The sequence below is a fragment of the Rhodococcus sp. DMF-1 genome (assembly GCF_021441945.1).
GTDB lineage: Bacteria > Actinomycetota > Actinomycetes > Mycobacteriales > Mycobacteriaceae > Rhodococcus > Rhodococcus ruber.
Genome location: NZ_CP090442.1, coordinates 1,986,889 through 2,003,616, shown reverse-complemented (window position 1 = coordinate 2,003,616; position 16,728 = coordinate 1,986,889). Strand labels below are relative to the sequence as shown.

Below are 16,728 nucleotides of genomic sequence, written 5' to 3'. Positions count from 1 at the left end.
AACGGAGCACCATGTCCCCCTCGACCCCCGCCGTCCTCGTCGATGCCGTCACCAAGAGCTTCGGGCCGGTCCCGGCCCTGTGCGGCGTGAGCTTCGCCGCCCAGCCCGGTGAGGTCCTCGGCGTCCTCGGCCCCAACGGCGCCGGCAAGACCACCACCGTGAACATCCTGTCCACCCTGCTGCGGCCGGATTCCGGACGTGCCGTCGTGGCCGGGCACGACGTCGTCACCGACCCGGCCGGGGTGCGCCGGGCGGTGATGCTCACCGGTCAGTACGCCGCCCTCGACGACATGCTCACCGGCTTCGAGAACCTCGTCCTGTTCGCCCGTCTGCTCGGGCTGCGGCGCCGCGCGGCCCGAGCCCGCGCGCGGGAACTGCTCGCCGAGTTCGACCTCGAGGATGCCGCCGACCGGCGGGTCGGCAAGTACTCCGGCGGCATGCGCCGCCGCATCGACATCGCGTGCGGGCTCGTCGTCCCGCCCCGGGTGGTGTTCCTCGACGAGCCGACCACCGGCCTCGATCCGCGCAGCCGCCAACGGGTCTGGGATCTGATCGCCGGCTTCAAGGCGCAGGGCGTCACCACGCTGCTCACCACGCAGTACCTCGAGGAGGCCGACCTGCTCGCCGACCGGATCGTCGTCATCGACCGGGGCACGGTCGTCGCCGAGGGCACCCCCGCCCAGCTGAAGCAGCGCGTCGGCGCCACCTTCTGCGAAGTCGTCCCGGTGCGGGCGGCCGACGTGCCCGCCGTGGCGCACGTGCTCCGCCGGTTCGCCCCGGCGGCGGTGGTCGAGGTCGCCGCCGACCGCGTCACGATCCCGGCCCCGCACGGGGCGGGCACCCTGGCGCAGGTCGCGACGGCCGTCGCCGCCCACGGCGTCGCCGTCTCCGACATCGCGCTGCGGCGGCCGTCGCTGGACGAGGTCTTCCTCGCCCTCACCGCCGCCCGGCCGCGTTTCGAGGTGGTGGCATGACCACGACGACCGCCGCACCGTCGCCCCTCTACCAGTGGTGGGTGCTGTCCGCGCGCACCCTGATCCCCGCCGTCCGCGGCGGCGAACTCGTCACCGCGCTCGTCGCGCCGCTCGTGTTCACCGTCGGGTTCTACGTGCCGCTGCAACGGGTGATCGCCCTGTTCACCGGCGGGGCCGTCGACTACGGGCAGTTCCTGATGCCGCTGATCGCGCTGCAGGCCGTGGCCTTCACCGCGATCTCCGCCGCGTTCCTGGCCGCGACCGACGCGGTGCACGGCATCGACCGCCGGTTCGCGACGATGCCGATCGCGGCGGCCGTGCCGCTCGCCGCACGCCTGTCCGCGAGCACCGTCAAGTGCGCGCTGTCGCTGGCGGCGGCGATCGGTTGCGGGTACGTGATCGGATTCCGATTCGCCGGAGCCACCGCGGCCGTCGGGTTCTGCGTACTCGCGCTCACCATCGGCACGGTCCTCACGCTGGGGGCCGATGTGCTCGGCACCGTGTTCCGGAGCCCGGAGGCCACCACGCAGGCACTGATGCTGCCGCAGCTCGTGCTCGGAATGCTCTCCTGCGGCTTCGTTCCGATCGACCAGTTCCCGGCCTGGATCCAGCCGTTCGTCCGCAACCAGCCCGTCTCCCAGTTCGCGTCGAGCCTGCGCGGGCTCGCCGACGGCACCGGCGCCGCCCTGACGCCGACGCTGCTGTGGCTCGGCGGGATCCTCCTGGTCGTCGTCCCCCTGGCCACCCGCACGAACCGGAGGCAGCGATGAGCACCACCGTGACCACACCCGAGAATTCGGTCCCCGCTCTCGTGCGGCACACCGGCCTGCAGGCCGGGCGCCTGCTGACCCGCTGGCGCCGGGATCCGATGACGGTGCTGCAGAGCCTCGCCTACCCGGTGCTGCTGTTGCTCATGCTCGAGGCGGTGCTCGGCCGGCAGGTCTCGGCGTTCGCCGGGCAGGACGCGCTGTACGGGACGGTGCCGATGGTCGTCGTGATGAGCGCGCTGCTCGGCTCGCTGGCCGGCGCCGTCACACTCGGCCGCGAGTGCGAGGCCGGGCTGCCCGCGCGGCTGTGGGTGCTGCCCGTCCACCGGGCTTCGGCGCTGGCGTCGAGATTCGTCGCCGAGGCGGTGCGCATCACCGTGACCACCGTCGTCGTCGTCGCCGCCGGGGTCGTGCTCGGTTTCCGCTTCCACCGCGGCCCGCTCGCCGCGATCGGTTTCCTGGCCGTACCGGTGCTGTTCGGGCTGGCGTTTGCCGCGCTGGTCACCGCGGCCGCATTCATGGCCGCGAAAACGGTGGTCATCGAAGCGATCTCGTTGCTGTGCACGCTGATGCTGTTCTTCAATCCGGGGTTCGTGCCGATCGGTGCGTACCCGGACGTGCTCGCGCCGGTGATCCGCAACCAGCCCATGACCAGTGCCGTCGAGACGATGCAGGCGCTGGCCCTGGGCGGCGCCGTCCAGGGCCCGCTGGTGCGCACCGTGGCCTGGTCGGTGGCCCTGGTCGCGGTGTGTGCCGTGCCGGTGATCCGCGGATACCGTCGGGCCCTGTGACCGGATCCGCCGCCGGTGATCCCGGCAGGGTGGCGAATCCGCCACCCGGGGTGGCTGGTTCGCGGCCCCCGGGTACGGGAGGATCGATCCAGTGAACACGCCGAATCCCGAAGGGAGGCAAAATGACCGCCGTTGCCGAACCAGGCACCACCGACTCCGAACTGCCCCGTCTGCGCGCCGACATCGACAGTCTCGACACCGAGATCCTCGCCGTGGTGCGGCGCCGTGTCGCGCTCGAGCGACGGATCGGGCAGCTCCGGGTCGGGACGGGGGCGCCCCGCGTCACCCACGCCCACGACATGAGCATGATCCGTCGCTACGCCGCCGAGCTCGGGGAGGACGGCACGGCCCTGGCCCTGGTCCTGCTGCGCCTGCGTTAGCGGTGCGGAGCGCGCCCGACGGTGCCGGGCGACACCCCTCGTTCCGGGTGTCGACACGGACCTCATCCGGTCGGTCGTCGGCGGGGCGGTCCCGGGTCCACACCCACTGTCCGCGGGGCCGCCCGCACCACCGGACCTTCGCCGCATCATCGAGCATCCGGACAACCCCTCCCGGCGTCGCCGGGAGGGGTTGTCCACCCCCGGGCGCAGTCCTAGTCGCGGGCCAGCACGGCTACGGGAAGGTCCGCGAACACCTCCGCCGGCGACACCGTTGCCGACAGCCGCCGCCCGGTGAGCCGGTCCACCCAGCGGCCCGGCGGCAGGTCGAGCGTCGTGTCGCCCCATCCGGTCTCCTCCAGGGTGACCGTGTGCCGCGAGGCGAGCGCCACCACGTCGACGTCGTCGGCCGCCGGGCCGCGCCCGAACCCGATGAGGTGAGCGGCGGCCGGACCCGACGCGGACAGCGGGACGTAGGCGCCACCGACGAAGCTCGCCGGCCGTTCGCGGCGCAGCCGCAGCGCCGACCGCACGACCGCGAGCTTCGCGGTACCGGCGTCGTCCACGGCCGGCGGCGGGTCCTGCTCGAGCAGCCGGCGCCTCGCGGCGAAGTCCACCGGCCGCCGGTTGTCCGGGTCCACGAGCGAGTCCTCCCACAACTCGGTGCCCTGGTACACGTCGGGGATGCCGGGTCCGAGCAGCTGCAGCAGCTTCTGCCCGAGCGAGTCCGCGGAGAAATGCGGGGCCAGCGACGCGACGAACTCGGTCAGCGACGCGCCGACAGGCCCGTCGCACACCGCGTCGAGCCAGGCCGCCACCGCGCCCTCGAACTCCTCGTCCACCTCCGTCCAGGTGGTGCGCACGCCGTTCTCCCGCAGGGCTTTCCGGGCGTACTCGTGCAGCCGGGACCGCAGCTCCTCCGTCACTCGACCGTCACGCGGCCAGGCCCCGAAGATGTTCTGCCACAAGAACAGTCCCGAGGCGGCGTCCGGGGGCGGTGTGACGGATTCCCATTCGGACAGGCACGCCGCCCACAGTTGCGGCACCTGCGAGAGCACCCCGATACGGGCGCGGACGTCCTCGCCGCGCTTGGTGTCGTGGGTGGACAGCGACGTCATCGCACGCGGCCACCACCGCGCCCGTTCCGACCAGGCGAGGTGGAATTCGGCGACGGGCAGCCCGAACCGGCCCGGGTGGCCGCCGACCTCCTGGAGGGAGACCAGCCGCGCCGCGCGGTAGAACAGGCAGTCCTCGACCGCCTTGGCGGTCGCGGCGCCGCACACCTGCCCGAACCGGGCCGCCGCCTCTGCGCCCCGGGCCAGGGCCCGCGACAGCACCTCGAGCGCGGGTTCGAGCGCGGGTTCGGCGCGGGCGCACTCACCCAGGATGCGGGGCAGCATCCCGGCCAGGGGCGCGTAGTCGGACCGGTACACGGGCAGCTCCGCCACCACCGCGATCACCGCGTCGCGCAGGTGCTCGTCCGGACAGGTCGCATCGGCGGCGTCCCGGCGGACCGCCCGCACCAGCCGGCGCACCTCCGGTGCCAGACCCGCCTGCAGCACCGTGCTCTTGAGCTGTCTCTCCTGCGCGTGCAGCCACTGCGCGTCGCCGGGCGCGCCGGTGCGGTCACGCGAGAGCGCGTCGAGGTCCTTCTCACCGCGCGGATCGAGGAACACCGCACCGACCTCGCCGAGCGCGTCGTAGCCGGTGGTGCCGTCGACCGGCAGGGTCGGGTCGAGCGGTTCGCCGTCGCCGAGGATCTTCTCGACGACCAGCCAGCGGTCCGGGCCGACGAGCTCGCGCAACCGCTGCAGGTAGCCGGTCGGGTCCGCCAGTCCGTCCGGATGGTCCACGCGGACGCCGTCGGTGAGGTCGTCGTCCATCCACGACGCCACCTGGGCGTGCACCGCGTCGAACACCGCCGGATCCTCCACCCGCACCGCGGCGAGATCGTCGACGGTGAAGAACCGGCGGTATCCGATCAGGCCGCTGTCCCACGGCACCAGCCGGTACGCCTGCCGCGCATGCACCTCCGCTCCGGTTCCCGCGTCGGTGCCCGGGGCGATCGGGAAGCGCCGCTCGTAGTAGGCCAGCGTCGGCTCGTCACCGGTACGGTCCACGGTCAGATCCTCGACGTCGGTCGCCGACCCCAGTACGGGCAGGGCGATCCGGCCGTCGCAGCCGTTGTCCGCGTCCCAGTCGACGTCGAAGTACGTCGCGTACGGCGAGGTGCGGCCGTGCCGCAGCACGTCCCACCACCACGGGTTCTCCCGCGGATCGCCGACGCCGACGTGGTTGGGGACGATGTCGATCAGCAGACCCATCCCGCGGGAGCGGACCTCGCGGGCCAGGGCCGCGAGACCCTCGCGGCCGCCGAGCGCCGCCGACACCGTCGTCGGATCCACCACGTCGTACCCGTGGGTCGAGCCGGCCGCGGCGCTGAGCACGGGGGACAGGTACACGTGGGAGACGCCGAGCGCGTCGAGGTAGTCCACGAGCGCGATCGCGTCCGCGAAGGTCGTCCCGTCGCCGGTGAGCTGCAGCCGATACGTCGACGACACCGGGCGCGGGCTCATGCGGTCCTCCGCATCACCAGCAGCGAACGGGCCTGCACCCGCACCGACTCCCCGGCGGTCACCACCTGCTCGCGCAGCCCGTCCGGCACGTCCGTGTCCAGCGCCACCGACCATTCCTCGGCGTGCGGACCGTCGGGGGTGACGAAATCGATCGGCTCGTCGTGCGCGTTGAAGCACAGCAGGAACGAATCGTCGACGACCCGTTCGCCGCGCTGGTTCGGCTCGTGGATGCCCTCGCCGTTGAGGAACACCGACAGCGACTTGCCGAACCCGCTGTCCCAGTCCTCCGGCGTCATCTCCTCGCCCGCCGGGGTGCGCCAGGCGATGTCACGGGACTGCTCGCCGCTGCGGATCGGGCGGCCCTCGAAGAACCGCCGTCGCCGGAACACCGGGTGCGACCGGCGCAGCGCGATCACGTTGCGGGTGAACTCGAGCAGGTCCGCGTTCGTCTCCGCGAGCGACCAGTCCATCCAGGACAACTCGTTGTCCTGGCAGTAGACGTTGTTGTTGCCCTGCTGCGTGCGCCCGAACTCGTCGCCGTGCGCGAGCATGGGGGTGCCCTGGGACAGCATCAGCGTGGCCAGGATGTTGCGGCTCTGCCGCTGCCGCAGCGCGAGCACGTCCGCGTCGTCGGTCGGGCCCTCCACGCCGCAGTTCCACGAGCGGTTGTGTGACTCGCCGTCCATGTTGTTCTCGCCGTTGGCGTCGTTGTGCTTCTCGTTGTAGGAGACCAGGTCGGCGAGGGTGAAGCCGTCGTGGGCGGTGACGAAGTTGATCGACGCGCTCGGCCGGCGGCCGGTGGCCTCGTACAGGTCCGACGAGCCGGTGAGCCGGGAGGCGAACTCGCCGAGCGTGGCCGGTTCCCCGCGCCAGTAGTCCCGGACCGTGTCGCGGTACTTGCCGTTCCACTCGGTCCACAGGCCGGGGAAGTTGCCCACCTGGTAGCCGCCCTCACCGACGTCCCACGGCTCGGCGATCAGCTTGACCTGCGAGACGATCGGATCCTGCTGCACGAGGTCGAAGAACGCGGACAGCCGGTCCACGTCGTGCAGCTCGCGGGCCAGGGTGGAGGCCAGGTCGAAGCGGAATCCGTCGACGTGCATCTCGGTCACCCAGTAGCGCAGCGAATCCATGATCAGCTGCAGGGTGTGCGGATGGCGGGCGTTGAGGCTGTTGCCGGTGCCGGTGTAGTCCATGTAGTAGGACTTGTCGTCGTCGACCAGCCGGTAGTAGGCGGCGTTGTCGATGCCGCGGAAACAGATCGTCGGCCCCATGTGGTTGCCCTCCGCGGTGTGGTTGTACACCACGTCGAGGATCACCTCGATGCCCGCCTCGTGGTAGGCGCGCACCATCGCCTTGAACTCGGCGACGACGCCGCTCGGGTTGCTGGCCGACGAGTAGTCCAGGTGCGGAGCCAGGAAGCCGAAGGTGTTGTAGCCCCAGTAGTTCCGCAGGCCCCGGTCCAGCAGCACCTGATCCTGCATGAACTGGTGCACGGGCATCAGTTCGATCGCGGTGACCCCGAGACTCTGCAGGTGCTCGATGATCACCGGGTGGGCCAGCCCCGCGTAGGTGCCGCGCAACTGCTCCGGCACGCCCGGATGGGTCGCGGTCATGCCCTTCACGTGGGCCTCGTAGATGACGGTCTCGTAGTAGGGCCGGCGCGGATGCCGATCGGAGACCCAGTCGAAGAACGGGTTGATCACCACGGTCGTCATCGTGTGTCCGAGCGAATCCAATTGGGGGAAATCGGGATTCGACGGTTCTTTGGGCTCGGTGGCGGACTCGGCCGGCGTGTCGTTCTCGTCGCCCGACTCCGCGGTGGCCGCACCTGGAGCGTCCGCACCGGAGGCGTCCTCCGCGGCCGCGTCCGACTGCTCCGGTTCCGACGGGGCCTCCTCGGCCTCGGACCCCGTCATGGCGTACGAGAACAGCGACGCATCGCCGTCGAACGCGCCGTCGAAGGCCTTGCCGTACGGGTCGAGCAGCAACTTGCTCGGATCGCAGCGCAGACCCTGCCCCGGATCGTAGGGGCCGTGGACGCGGTAGCCGTAGCGTTGGCCGGGGGTCACCGTGGGGAGGTAGACGTGCCAGACGTTGCCGTCGACCTCCTCGATCGGCACGCGGGTCTCGGTGCCGTCCTTGGCGATCAGGCACAGTTCGACCTTCTCGGCGACCTCGGAGAAGAGGGCGAAGTTCGTCCCCGCCCCGTCGTAGGTCGCGCCGAGCGGATAGGCGTTCCCCGGCCACACCGGGATCTCGGCCGGGAGGGCCTCGGTGGACGTGCTCGGCTCGGTGGGTTCCATGACGGCAACCCTAGCGGGATCCTCGGTCGTGTACGGACCGAGTGAGCCGGTCCGGCGCAGGTGCCGACCGGCCGCGCGGCGCGGACGCCTACAGTCGGACCCCGTGACCGTTCGCCGCCTGAATCCCGACGAGGTCGCCACGCTCGACGCGGCGCACCTGTGGCATCCCTACGGGGCCGTTCCCGCATCGACCGTGCCGCTCGTGGTCGACGAGGCCCACGGCACCCGGCTGCGGCTGGCCGACGGCCGGGAACTCGTCGACGGCATGAGCTCGTGGTGGGCCGCCGTGCACGGATACCGCCACCCCGCCCTCGACGCGGCGGTCACGCGCCAACTGGGGCGGATGAGCCACGTGATGTTCGGCGGGCTCACCCACGAGCCGGCCGCGCGGCTCGCGGAGCTGCTCGTGCGGATCACCCCCGACGGCCTGGACAAGGTCTTCCTCGCCGATTCCGGGTCGGTGTCGGTGGAGGTCGCGGTCAAGCTCGCCCTGCAGTACCAGCGCGCGGTGGGCCGGCCGGGACGGCACCGGCTCATGACCTGGCGGGGCGGCTACCACGGTGACACGTTCGCGCCGATGAGCGTGTGCGACCCCGACGGCGGCATGCACTCGATGTGGACCGGCGTACTGCAGCGGCAGGTGTTCGCGCCGGCGCCGCCGCGCGAGTTCGACCCGGCGTACGTCGCCGAGTTCGAGGCCACGCTCGAGGCCCACACGGACGAGCTGGCCGCCGTGATCGTCGAGCCGGTGGTCCAGGGCGCGGGTGGCATGCGCTTCCACGACCCCCGCTACCTGACCGAGCTGCGCCGGATGTGCGACACCCATGGCCTGCTGTTGATCTTCGACGAGATCGCCACCGGGTTCGGTCGCACCGGGGAGCTGTTCGCCGCCGATCACGCGGCCGTCGCGCCGGACGTCATGTGCGTGGGCAAGGCGCTGACCGGCGGATATCTGACGCTGGCGGCGGTGCTGTGCACGTCGGCCGTCGCCGAGGCGGTCAGCGCGGGCGAGGGCGGCGGCATCATGCACGGCCCGACGTTCATGGGCAATCCGCTCGCGTGCGCGGTGGCCGTCGCTGCCGTGGAGCTGCTGCTCTCGCGCGACTGGCGCGGCGAGGTCGCCGCGCTCGGCGCCGGCCTCGAAGCGGGTCTGGCGCCGGCGCGGGAGCTGCCGGGCGTGGTGGACGCGCGGGTGCTCGGCGGCATCGGCGTGCTCGAACTGGACCGGCCCGTGGACATGCGCGCCGCGACGGCGGCCGCCGTCGCGTCCGGCGTGTGGCTGCGTCCGTTCCGCAACCTGATCTACGCGATGCCGCCGTACATCTGCACGGCCGACGACGTGCGGATGATCGCCGCGGGGATGTGCGCCGCCGCCCGGACCTGACCCCGCCGTGGGGTGCCGGACGAGCCGGGCACGCCGCCCGCATTCCGACTTGAACGGTGTTCAGGTATGGTCTGCGGGCATGACCGCCTTCGCCAGCCTGGATTGGCTCGACGACGTCGCCGACGCCCGGCGCGCGGCGGGCCTGCGCCGCACCCTGCATCCGCGCACCCCGGCGCCGGGCATCGTCGACCTCGCCTCCAACGACTACCTCGGTCTCGTCCGGCACCCCGAGGTCCTCGCCGCCGCGACCGCCGCGCTGCGCCGCTGGGGCGGTGGCGCCACCGGGTCCCGCCTCGTCACCGGCACCACGAGCGAGCACGAACTGCTCGAGCGTGAACTCGCGGAGTTCACCGGCGCCGAGTCCGGTCTCGTGTTCGCCAGCGGGTACGCCGCCAACCTCGGCGCCGTCACCGCCCTCGCCGACCGCGACACCCTGATCGTCTCCGACGCGGGCTGCCACGCGTCCCTGGTCGACGCGTGCCGGCTCTCCCGCGCACGGGTGCAGATCGCCCCGCACGCCGACGTCGACTTCGTGCGGACGGCGCTCGCGACCCGCACCGAGCGGCGTGCCCTCGTGCTCACCGACTCCGTCTTCAGCGCCGACGGGGACCTCGCGCCGCTGCAGCAACTGCATGCGGCGTGCCGGGCACACGACGCGCTGCTGCTCGTCGACGAGGCCCACGGGGTGGGGGTCCGGGGCGGGGGCGGTCGCGGACTCGTCCACGAGGCGGGTCTCGCCGGTGAGCCGGACGTCGTGGTCACTGCCACGCTCTCGAAGTCCCTCGCGTCGCAGGGCGGCGTGGTGCTCGCCGACGCCCGCGTCCGGGCCCACCTGATCGATGCCGCCCGCACCTTCATCTTCGACACCGGTCTCGCGCCCGCCGCCGTCGGCGCCGCCCGTGGTGCGCTGCGCGTGTTGCGTGACGAGCCGCACCGGGCCCGAGCCGTGCTCGAGCGGGCCGCCGACCTGGCCCGGATCGCCGGGGTCGCCGCCCCCACGTCGGCGGTGGTGTCGGTGGTGCTCGGGGACCCGCAGGTCGCGTTCGACGCCGCGCAGGCGTGCCGCAGCCGGGGGGTCCACGTCGGATGCTTCCGGCCGCCGTCCGTTCCCGAGGGCACGTCCCGGCTGCGGCTGACGGCCCGCGCGAACCTGGACGCCGACGAACTCGCCCACATCGACGACGTCCTCACCGATGTGCTGTCCGGGGCACGGTCATGACGGTCCTGTGTGTGACCGGCACGTCCACCGACGTGGGCAAGACCGTCGTCACGGCGGCCTACGCCGCCGTGGCGGTGGCGGCGGGGCTGCGGGTCGCCGTATGCAAACCGGCACAGACCGGGGTGGCCGACGAGGCTCCCGGCGACCTCGCCGAGATCGCCCGGCTCACCGGGGGACGCGTGCACACCGTGGAACTGGCCCGCTACCCGGAGCCCCTGGCGCCGGACACCGCGGCGCGCCGCAGCGGCCGGCCCCTGCTGCACCTGCCCGTCGTCGTCGCCGCCGTACGCGAGCTCGCCGGCGCGCACGACCTGGTGCTCGTCGAGGGCGCCGGTGGGCTGCTCGTCCGGCTGGGCGAGGACGGATTCACCCTCGTCGACGTCGCCGCCGCGGTGAGCGCCCCGGCCGTGGTGGTGGCAGCCCCCGCCCTGGGGACCCTGAACCACAGCGCACTGACCGTCGCCGCGTTGCGGGCCGGCGGGGTCGAGTGCGCGGGCGTGGTGATCGGTGCGTGGCCGGAGCACCCGGGTCTGGCCGAGCGGTGCAATCTGCAGGATCTGCCCGGGGTCACCGGTGTGCCCCTCCTCGGGCGCCTCCCGGCGGGCAGCGGCGCCCTCGACGCGGTGTCCTTCGCCGACCAGGCCGCCCGCTGGCTGCCTGCCGACCGGCTCGGCCTGCCGGTTCGGCCCTGACACCTGTCCCCGCGGCGCCCGGCCGGGCGCACCGCCACGCTTCCCGCAGGTGAACGAATGTGCGAGGACGACGAGTTCGGGTAGGGTATCCGGTGCGGTTGAGACACCAGCCGTAGTGCCAGTGAGGACGCGTCCCGACGACGCGTCCCTACGTCAGTGCTACGCAGTGTTCGCCGCGTCCGGCGTCGACCGCTGCGTATCCCCGACCGAGGCAGACCGGAAGTCGGTGTAGGAGACAGCGCAAGCGATGAGGGTGCTCGATCACCAGCAGTGCGAGACGGCCCGCAGGCGGGCGGTCTCGCACTCCCACATTCTCGACGGCCCGTTCGGCCGGATCGCCGCGTCCTGGTTCGGGGCGCCGGTGCCGATCGTCGACGCCGACCGCATCCGGCTCGAGGCCGCCCACGGGCTGGGCGGGGCGCGGCAGATCCGCCGCGCTCCCGGCTCGTGCGCCGCACCGATCCTCTCCGACCGCCCGGTGGCCGACGCCCGCCTCGTCGCCGAACTTTCGGAATCGATTCTTGCACGGGCGCAGGACGACATCGCCCTGCTCACCGCAGGTATACCCCGTTGACTCCGACCCCCGGGATCGGACCCGCTATCGCACAGGAGGACAGTGTCTTGCATGATGGACAGATGAACGAAGCGACTTCCGAACAGCCGATCATGGCCGTTTCCCAGGCGTGGAGCGGCGACATCGCGGTGCTGTCGGTGGCCGGTGACGTGGATCTGGTCAGCGCCCCGCAGCTCGAGGAGGAAGCTGTCGCCACCCTCGGCAACGACAAGTGCCGGGGCCTGATCGTGGACCTCGGTGCAGTCAACTTCCTCGCGTCGGTCGGCATCGCCGTGCTGGTCGACCTGTCGAAGAAGACCGCCGGCACGACCCCCTACGCCGTCGTCGCGCAGGGTTCGGCCACCGCCCGGCCGCTGTCGCTGCTCGGCCTGGACGAGGTGTTCCCGATCCACAGCCGCCTGGACGAGGCGCTGGCCGCTCTGCAGGCCGACAAGGCCGGCACGGAGGCATGAACCGCCGCGGAGGCACGAGTCGGTCGGGTCGCGCCGGCTCGACCGGACCGGTGTGTCCGGGGTGGAAATCCGGCGGGGACCCGTCGACGACGAGGGAACGAGGATGCAGGCGCGAGGCGTAGCACCGGCCTTTCTGACGACGGGACTGTACTTCCGCGGCGTACGGGCCGAGGCCTCGCAGGTGACGATGCTGCGGCAGGCGCTCGACCGCTGGCTCAGCGGCTTGCGGCTCGCCGAGGTCGGCGGCCAGGACGTGCTGCTGGCCAGCTACGAGGCGCTCGCGAACGCCGTCGAGCACGCGTACACCGCGGATGACGGTGACGGCACGGTCGACCTCGAAGCGAAGTACTCGCCGCAGGACCGGTGTGTGCCGGTGTGTGGAGGTCGTCGTCACCGACCACGGGCACTGGCGGGGTTCGGCCACGCCGGCGGCCGATAGCTCCCGGGGGCACGGCCTGGCGCTGATCCGGAATCTGGCCTCGGATACCGACCTGGCCGTCAACCCCGACGGCACACAGGTGGCGATGCGCTGGCAGTTGCCGGGGGAGACCTCGGCGGCCACCGGCTGACGCGAGTCGCCCGGGCGGCACGCTGCCCACGAACGGATTCCGGCCCCGGCGCTTCGCGCGCCGGGGCCGGAATGCACTCCGGGAGAAGTCAGGCAGGCTGCGGGTGTCGGCGAAGGGCGGCGTCGCCGCCCGAGGCGAACACCGAGGTGCATACGGTCCCGAGGGGGACCGGGACGTCCCGGGCCGGCGAGGTCCCCGCACCGACCGGCAGGTCGTGCTCGGCGAGTGCCTCGAGGATCCGTGCGGGGGCGTCGTGCACGCAGACGCACGGAACGCCTGCGGCGCGCACGGACTGCATCGTCATCGCCTCGGCCGCGGAGCACGCGCCGTCGAGCACCTCCTCGGCGACGATCGCGCACACCACCCGGCCTCCGGCGAAGGTATCGGTGAGTCCGAATCCGTGCTCACGTGCCCACGTCCGCAACTCGGCCCCACGGGCGCCGTCGAGCACCCGGGAGCAGTCGCCGACGATCAGCAGTTCGCCGGCCGATCCCCCCTCGATCGATCCTGAAGTCATCTGATCCCCTGCTTTCCGCATCGACGTCCTCGACCTCATGCGCGCCCGGTGCCCGCCGACTGCTCGTCGGTGCGTGGTTCGGCGAACATCGCCTCGATACGGCGCTTGATCTCCTCGGTGCTCATGGCCGAGCCGGCAGTGGCCGAGGCGCGGCGGGAGGCGGCGGAGGCGAACAAGGTGGTCTGCATGACGTTTCTCTGTCCTAACTCTCTTCAGCGCGTGCTGCTTTCACAGTGGCATCCAAGTCTTCCCGGAGCACAGGTTTTCGAAACCTGTAGCAGAGATTTCACATTTCCTGGTCCGTTCTGTCCGGATCCGGCTCGGCATCCCGTTCGGTCACGGCCCGTGCGCGTCGATACCCGGATTCGCCTGCGAGGCCGCGCGAATGTCGTACTGTGATAGCTGTCACACAGAGTCGGCAGGTGTCGACGTGCCGACCGACCTCTCGGAGGTACGAATGTCCACCACCGAAATGCAGGAACTGCACCGCACCATCGGTCACCTGCGGCACTGCCTGACCTCGCTCCGGTCGCGGTACGGCGACGCCGCCGCCGTACGTCGTCTGGTCAACGACGTGGACCGGCTCGACATCGACGCGCAGGACCTGGCGGCCTCCCCGCCGCGGGAGGCGTCCCGGCCGGTCGGCGAGCGGATCCCGATCCCCGACACCCCGTACGACGAGATCTTCCGCGGCGTCGACTGCGACGACGAGGGGCTCGGCGGCCTGCACGGCTCGCGGTGAGCGCGCCCGCGGCAGGCACCGGCGTGCGCTCCGCGACGCGGGCCCGGATCGCGGCGCGCACGCTACGCACCGACCGGTGGTGGCAGCCGCCCCTGCTCACCACACTCGGACTGGCCGTCTTCGTCGTCTACGCGACGATCCGGTCGTTCGTGCGCACCGCGTACTGGGTGGAGGAGTACCACTACCTCACGCCGTTCTACTCCCCGTGCGTCAGCGCGTCGTGCGTGCCCGGTGCCCGGCACTTCGGCACGTGGGTGGGTGAACTGCCCATGTGGATCCCCCTGGCGTTCCTGTCGCTGCCGTTCCTGCTCGGGTTCCGGCTGACGTGCTACTACTACCGCAAGGCCTACTACCGCTCGATCTGGCTGGCGCCGCCGGCCTGCGCCGTCGCCGAGCCGCACGCCCGGTACACGGGGGAGACGCGGTTGCCGCTGCTGATCCAGAACTCGCACCGCTACTTCTTCTACGTCGCGCTCGTCATCTCGGCGATCAACACCTACGACGCGATCCTCGCGTTCCACGGTGCCGGGGGCGGGTTCGGGTTCGGGCTCGGCAACATCGTCCTGGTGGTGAACGTCGTGCTGCTGTGGGCATACACCGTCTCGTGCCACTCGTGCCGGCACGTCACCGGCGGCCGGCTCAAACACTTCTCGAAACACCCGCTGCGCTACCGGGTCTGGACGTTCGTTTCCAGGCTCAACACCCGGCACATGCAGCTGGCGTGGACCACGCTGGGCACCCTGATGATCACGGATTTCTACATCATGCTCGTGGCGAGCGGCACGGTTTCGGACCTGCGGTTCGTCGGCTGAGCCACGACGCCGGCCCGGGCGCCTGCCGCGGGCGGTTCGGCAGCAGAGGAGGACTGGATGGCGGACGTCGAACGGCACAGCTACGACGTGGTGGTCATCGGCGCGGGCGGGGCGGGGCTGCGTGCCGTCATCGAGGCGCGTCAGCGCGGACTGCGGGTCGCAGTCGTGTGCAAGTCGCTGTTCGGCAAGGCACACACCGTCATGGCGGAAGGCGGGTGCGCCGCCGCGATGGGCAACGCCAACCCGCACGACTCGTGGCAGGTGCACTTCCAGGACACCATGCGCGGAGGGAAGTTCCTCAACAACTGGCGCATGGCCGAGTTGCATGCGCGCGAGGCCCCCGACCGGGTGTGGGAACTCGAGACCTACGGTGCGTTGTTCGACCGCACCCCCGACGGCCGGATCAGCCAGCGCAACTTCGGCGGTCACACCTACCCCCGGCTCGCGCACGTCGGCGACCGTACCGGGCTCGAGCTGATCCGCACGATGCAGCAGAAGATCGTGTCGCTCCAGCAGGAGGACTACGCCGCCACCGGCGACTACGACGCGCGGGTGCGGGTGTTCGCCGAGTGCACCGTCACCGAACTGCTGAAGGACGGCGAGGGCCGCATCGCCGGTGCGTTCGGGTACTGGCGCGAGTCCGGCCGGTTCGTGCTGTTCGAGGCCCCCGCCGTCGTCCTCGCCACCGGCGGGATCGGCAAGTCCTGGAAGGTCACGTCGAATTCGTGGGAGTACACCGGCGACGGTCATGCGCTCGCGCTGCGGGCCGGGGCCGCCCTGATCAACATGGAGTTCGTCCAGTTCCACCCCACCGGGATGGTGTGGCCGCCCAGCGTCAAGGGCATCCTCGTCACCGAGGGGGTACGCGGTGACGGTGGGGTGCTGAAGAACTCCGAGAACGAACGGTTCATGTTCTCCTACATTCCGCCGGTGTTCAAAGGTCAGTACGCCGAGACGGAGGAGGAGGCCGACCGCTGGTACACCGACCAGGAGAACAATCGCCGCACCCCGGACCTGCTGCCGCGCGACGAGGTGGCCCGCGCCATCAATTCCGAGGTCAAGGCCGGTCGTGGCACCCCGCACGGCGGGGTGTTCCTCGACATCGCCTCACGCATGCCCGCCGAGGAGATCGTCCGGCGGCTGCCGTCGATGCACCACCAGTTCAAGGAACTCGCCGACGTCGACATCACCGCCGAGGCGATGGAGGTCGGCCCCACCTGCCACTACGTGATGGGCGGGATCGAGGTCGATCCCGAGACCGGGGCCGCGTCCGTGCCCGGCCTGTTCGCCGCCGGCGAGTGCTCGGGCGGGATGCACGGATCGAACCGGCTCGGCGGCAACTCCCTGTCGGACCTGCTGGTGTTCGGCCGGCGCGCCGGTCTCGGCGCCGCCGACTACGTGCAGGGCCTCGGGCACCGTCCACGCCTCGCGGACGCGGACGTCGTCGCGGCGGCGCGTACGGCGCTGGCGCCCTTCGATCCCGCCGAGCCCGCGACGGCGGAGAACCCGTACACCCTGCACACCGGGTTGCAGCAGTGCATGCAGGACCTGGTGGGCATCATCCGGCGCGCGGACGAGATCGCCCGCGCCCTCGACGATCTCGCTGCGTTGCGGGCACGGATCCGCAACGTCGCCGTGGAGGGGCACCGGCAGTTCAATCCCGGCTGGCACCTCGCCCTGGATCTGCGCAACATGCTGCTCGTGAGCGAGTGCGTGGCCCGGGCGGCGTTGCTGCGCACCGAGAGCCGGGGCGGGCATACCCGCGACGACCACCCGTCGATGGATCCGAACTGGCGCCGGACGCTGCTGGTGTGTCGCACGGACGACGGCGACGGCTCGATCCCGGATGTCACCGTCGCGCCCGAACGTCAGGTGCCCATGCGTCCGGACCTGTTGGCGCTGTTCGATGTCGAGGAACTCGCCAAGTACTACACCGACGACGAACTCGCGGAACATCCGGGACGGAGGCCGTAGCC

Annotated in this window: 16 protein-coding genes and 1 pseudogene; 13 read left to right on the top strand and 4 right to left on the bottom strand. The window is 71.7% G+C overall.

Annotated features, from left to right (window positions below; translation table 11 throughout):
* Window positions 1–11 precede the first annotated feature (11 nt).
* From LZP97_RS09185 to LZP97_RS09170, 4 genes are all read left to right on the top strand, one after another.
* Entirely contained in the window at window positions 12–974 is a 963-nt protein-coding gene (locus tag LZP97_RS09185) for a daunorubicin/doxorubicin resistance ABC transporter ATP-binding protein DrrA (RefSeq protein WP_048771011.1), read from the top strand.
* Window positions 971–1,744, top strand: coding sequence for an ABC transporter permease (locus tag LZP97_RS09180; RefSeq protein ID WP_010595227.1), 774 nt, complete (start codon window positions 971–973; stop codon window positions 1,742–1,744). Before LZP97_RS09185 ends, LZP97_RS09180 begins: the two co-directional genes overlap by 4 nt.
* Window positions 1,741–2,532, top strand: coding sequence for an ABC transporter permease (locus tag LZP97_RS09175; RefSeq protein ID WP_010595228.1), 792 nt, complete (start codon window positions 1,741–1,743; stop codon window positions 2,530–2,532). The genes LZP97_RS09180 and LZP97_RS09175 overlap by 4 nt, the downstream gene beginning before the upstream one ends.
* 122 nt (window positions 2,533–2,654) lie before the next feature.
* The gene (locus LZP97_RS09170) at window positions 2,655–2,912 is read left to right on the top strand and encodes a chorismate mutase (protein ID WP_010595229.1); all 258 of its coding nucleotides are present in this window, start codon (window positions 2,655–2,657) and stop codon (window positions 2,910–2,912) included.
* 212 nt (window positions 2,913–3,124) lie between these two features.
* On the opposite strand, the gene treY is transcribed toward LZP97_RS09170, so the two are convergent.
* Both treY and glgX read right to left on the bottom strand, forming a co-directional pair.
* Window positions 3,125–5,485 carry a malto-oligosyltrehalose synthase gene (treY, locus tag LZP97_RS09165; protein ID WP_040272581.1) on the bottom strand — a complete coding sequence of 787 codons (2,361 nt, stop codon included), beginning with the start codon at window positions 5,483–5,485 and terminating at the stop codon, window positions 3,125–3,127.
* Complete coding sequence (gene glgX, locus LZP97_RS09160) at window positions 5,482–7,791, bottom strand: glycogen debranching protein GlgX (protein ID WP_010595232.1); 2,310 nt, start codon at window positions 7,789–7,791, stop codon at window positions 5,482–5,484. Before glgX ends, treY begins: the two co-directional genes overlap by 4 nt.
* Window positions 7,792–7,894: 103 nt before the next feature.
* On the opposite strand from glgX, the gene LZP97_RS09155 reads away from it, so the two are divergent.
* From LZP97_RS09155 to LZP97_RS09130, 6 genes and pseudogenes are all read left to right on the top strand, one after another.
* On the top strand, window positions 7,895–9,175 hold the full coding sequence (locus LZP97_RS09155; protein ID WP_017681408.1) for an adenosylmethionine--8-amino-7-oxononanoate transaminase: 1,281 nt from the start codon (window positions 7,895–7,897) through the stop codon (window positions 9,173–9,175).
* Between the two features lie 79 nt (window positions 9,176–9,254).
* Complete coding sequence (locus LZP97_RS09150; protein WP_017681409.1) at window positions 9,255–10,394, top strand: 8-amino-7-oxononanoate synthase; 1,140 nt, start codon at window positions 9,255–9,257, stop codon at window positions 10,392–10,394.
* On the top strand, window positions 10,391–11,086 hold the full coding sequence (bioD, locus tag LZP97_RS09145; RefSeq protein WP_017681410.1) for a dethiobiotin synthase: 696 nt from the start codon (window positions 10,391–10,393) through the stop codon (window positions 11,084–11,086). Before LZP97_RS09150 ends, bioD begins: the two co-directional genes overlap by 4 nt.
* Before the next feature lie 247 nt (window positions 11,087–11,333).
* Window positions 11,334–11,660 (top strand): hypothetical protein, encoded by a 327-nt coding sequence (locus tag LZP97_RS09140; protein ID WP_010595237.1) that lies wholly within the window; start codon window positions 11,334–11,336, stop codon window positions 11,658–11,660.
* 62 nt (window positions 11,661–11,722) lie between these two features.
* The gene (locus LZP97_RS09135; RefSeq protein WP_003935836.1) at window positions 11,723–12,112 is read left to right on the top strand and encodes an STAS domain-containing protein; all 390 of its coding nucleotides are present in this window, start codon (window positions 11,723–11,725) and stop codon (window positions 12,110–12,112) included.
* Window positions 12,113–12,215: 103 nt separating this feature from the next.
* A pseudogene (locus LZP97_RS09130) lies at window positions 12,216–12,681 on the top strand (ATP-binding protein).
* A gap of 88 nt (window positions 12,682–12,769) precedes the next feature.
* Here the strand turns inward: LZP97_RS09130 and LZP97_RS09125 are convergent.
* Window positions 12,770–13,198, bottom strand: coding sequence for a hypothetical protein (locus LZP97_RS09125; protein ID WP_010595239.1), 429 nt, complete (start codon window positions 13,196–13,198; stop codon window positions 12,770–12,772).
* Window positions 13,199–13,233: 35 nt separating this feature from the next.
* A complete protein-coding gene (locus LZP97_RS09120) occupies window positions 13,234–13,386 on the bottom strand; it encodes a hypothetical protein (protein ID WP_017681412.1) in 153 nt (50 codons plus the stop codon).
* A 269-nt stretch (window positions 13,387–13,655) separates the two neighbouring features.
* Between LZP97_RS09120 and LZP97_RS09115 the strand changes: the two genes are divergently transcribed.
* From LZP97_RS09115 to LZP97_RS09105, 3 genes are read left to right on the top strand one after another with little or no spacing between them, the layout of a single operon-like run.
* Window positions 13,656–13,940, top strand: a complete 285-nt coding sequence (locus LZP97_RS09115) for a hypothetical protein (RefSeq protein ID WP_003935832.1) — start codon at window positions 13,656–13,658, stop codon at window positions 13,938–13,940.
* A complete protein-coding gene (locus LZP97_RS09110; RefSeq protein ID WP_010595241.1) occupies window positions 13,937–14,752 on the top strand; it encodes a hypothetical protein in 816 nt (271 codons plus the stop codon). The genes LZP97_RS09115 and LZP97_RS09110 overlap by 4 nt, the downstream gene beginning before the upstream one ends.
* 57 nt (window positions 14,753–14,809) lie before the next feature.
* Entirely contained in the window at window positions 14,810–16,726 is a 1,917-nt protein-coding gene (locus tag LZP97_RS09105) for a fumarate reductase/succinate dehydrogenase flavoprotein subunit (RefSeq protein WP_017681413.1), read from the top strand.
* The last annotated feature ends 2 nt before the right edge of the window (window positions 16,727–16,728 follow it).

What these genes read in the sequence shown, in the direction of transcription:
- LZP97_RS09120 (WP_017681412.1), bottom strand. Translation starts at nt 13,386, where the DNA reads ATGCAGACCACCTTGTTCGCCTCCGCCGCCTCCCGCCGCGCCTCGGCC.
- LZP97_RS09175 (WP_010595228.1), top strand. Translation starts at nt 1,741, where the DNA reads ATGAGCACCACCGTGACCACACCCGAGAATTCGGTCCCCGCTCTCGTG.
- LZP97_RS09125 (WP_010595239.1), bottom strand. Translation starts at nt 13,198, where the DNA reads ATGACTTCAGGATCGATCGAGGGGGGATCGGCCGGCGAACTGCTGATC.
- LZP97_RS09150 (WP_017681409.1), top strand. Translation starts at nt 9,255, where the DNA reads ATGACCGCCTTCGCCAGCCTGGATTGGCTCGACGACGTCGCCGACGCC.
- treY (WP_040272581.1), bottom strand. Translation starts at nt 5,485, where the DNA reads ATGAGCCCGCGCCCGGTGTCGTCGACGTATCGGCTGCAGCTCACCGGC.
- LZP97_RS09140 (WP_010595237.1), top strand. Translation starts at nt 11,334, where the DNA reads ATGAGGGTGCTCGATCACCAGCAGTGCGAGACGGCCCGCAGGCGGGCG.
- LZP97_RS09170 (WP_010595229.1), top strand. Translation starts at nt 2,655, where the DNA reads ATGACCGCCGTTGCCGAACCAGGCACCACCGACTCCGAACTGCCCCGT.
- glgX (WP_010595232.1), bottom strand. Translation starts at nt 7,791, where the DNA reads ATGGAACCCACCGAGCCGAGCACGTCCACCGAGGCCCTCCCGGCCGAG.
- LZP97_RS09105 (WP_017681413.1), top strand. Translation starts at nt 14,810, where the DNA reads ATGGCGGACGTCGAACGGCACAGCTACGACGTGGTGGTCATCGGCGCG.
- LZP97_RS09180 (WP_010595227.1), top strand. Translation starts at nt 971, where the DNA reads ATGACCACGACGACCGCCGCACCGTCGCCCCTCTACCAGTGGTGGGTG.
- LZP97_RS09135 (WP_003935836.1), top strand. Translation starts at nt 11,723, where the DNA reads ATGAACGAAGCGACTTCCGAACAGCCGATCATGGCCGTTTCCCAGGCG.
- LZP97_RS09185 (WP_048771011.1), top strand. Translation starts at nt 12, where the DNA reads ATGTCCCCCTCGACCCCCGCCGTCCTCGTCGATGCCGTCACCAAGAGC.
- bioD (WP_017681410.1), top strand. Translation starts at nt 10,391, where the DNA reads ATGACGGTCCTGTGTGTGACCGGCACGTCCACCGACGTGGGCAAGACC.
- LZP97_RS09115 (WP_003935832.1), top strand. Translation starts at nt 13,656, where the DNA reads ATGTCCACCACCGAAATGCAGGAACTGCACCGCACCATCGGTCACCTG.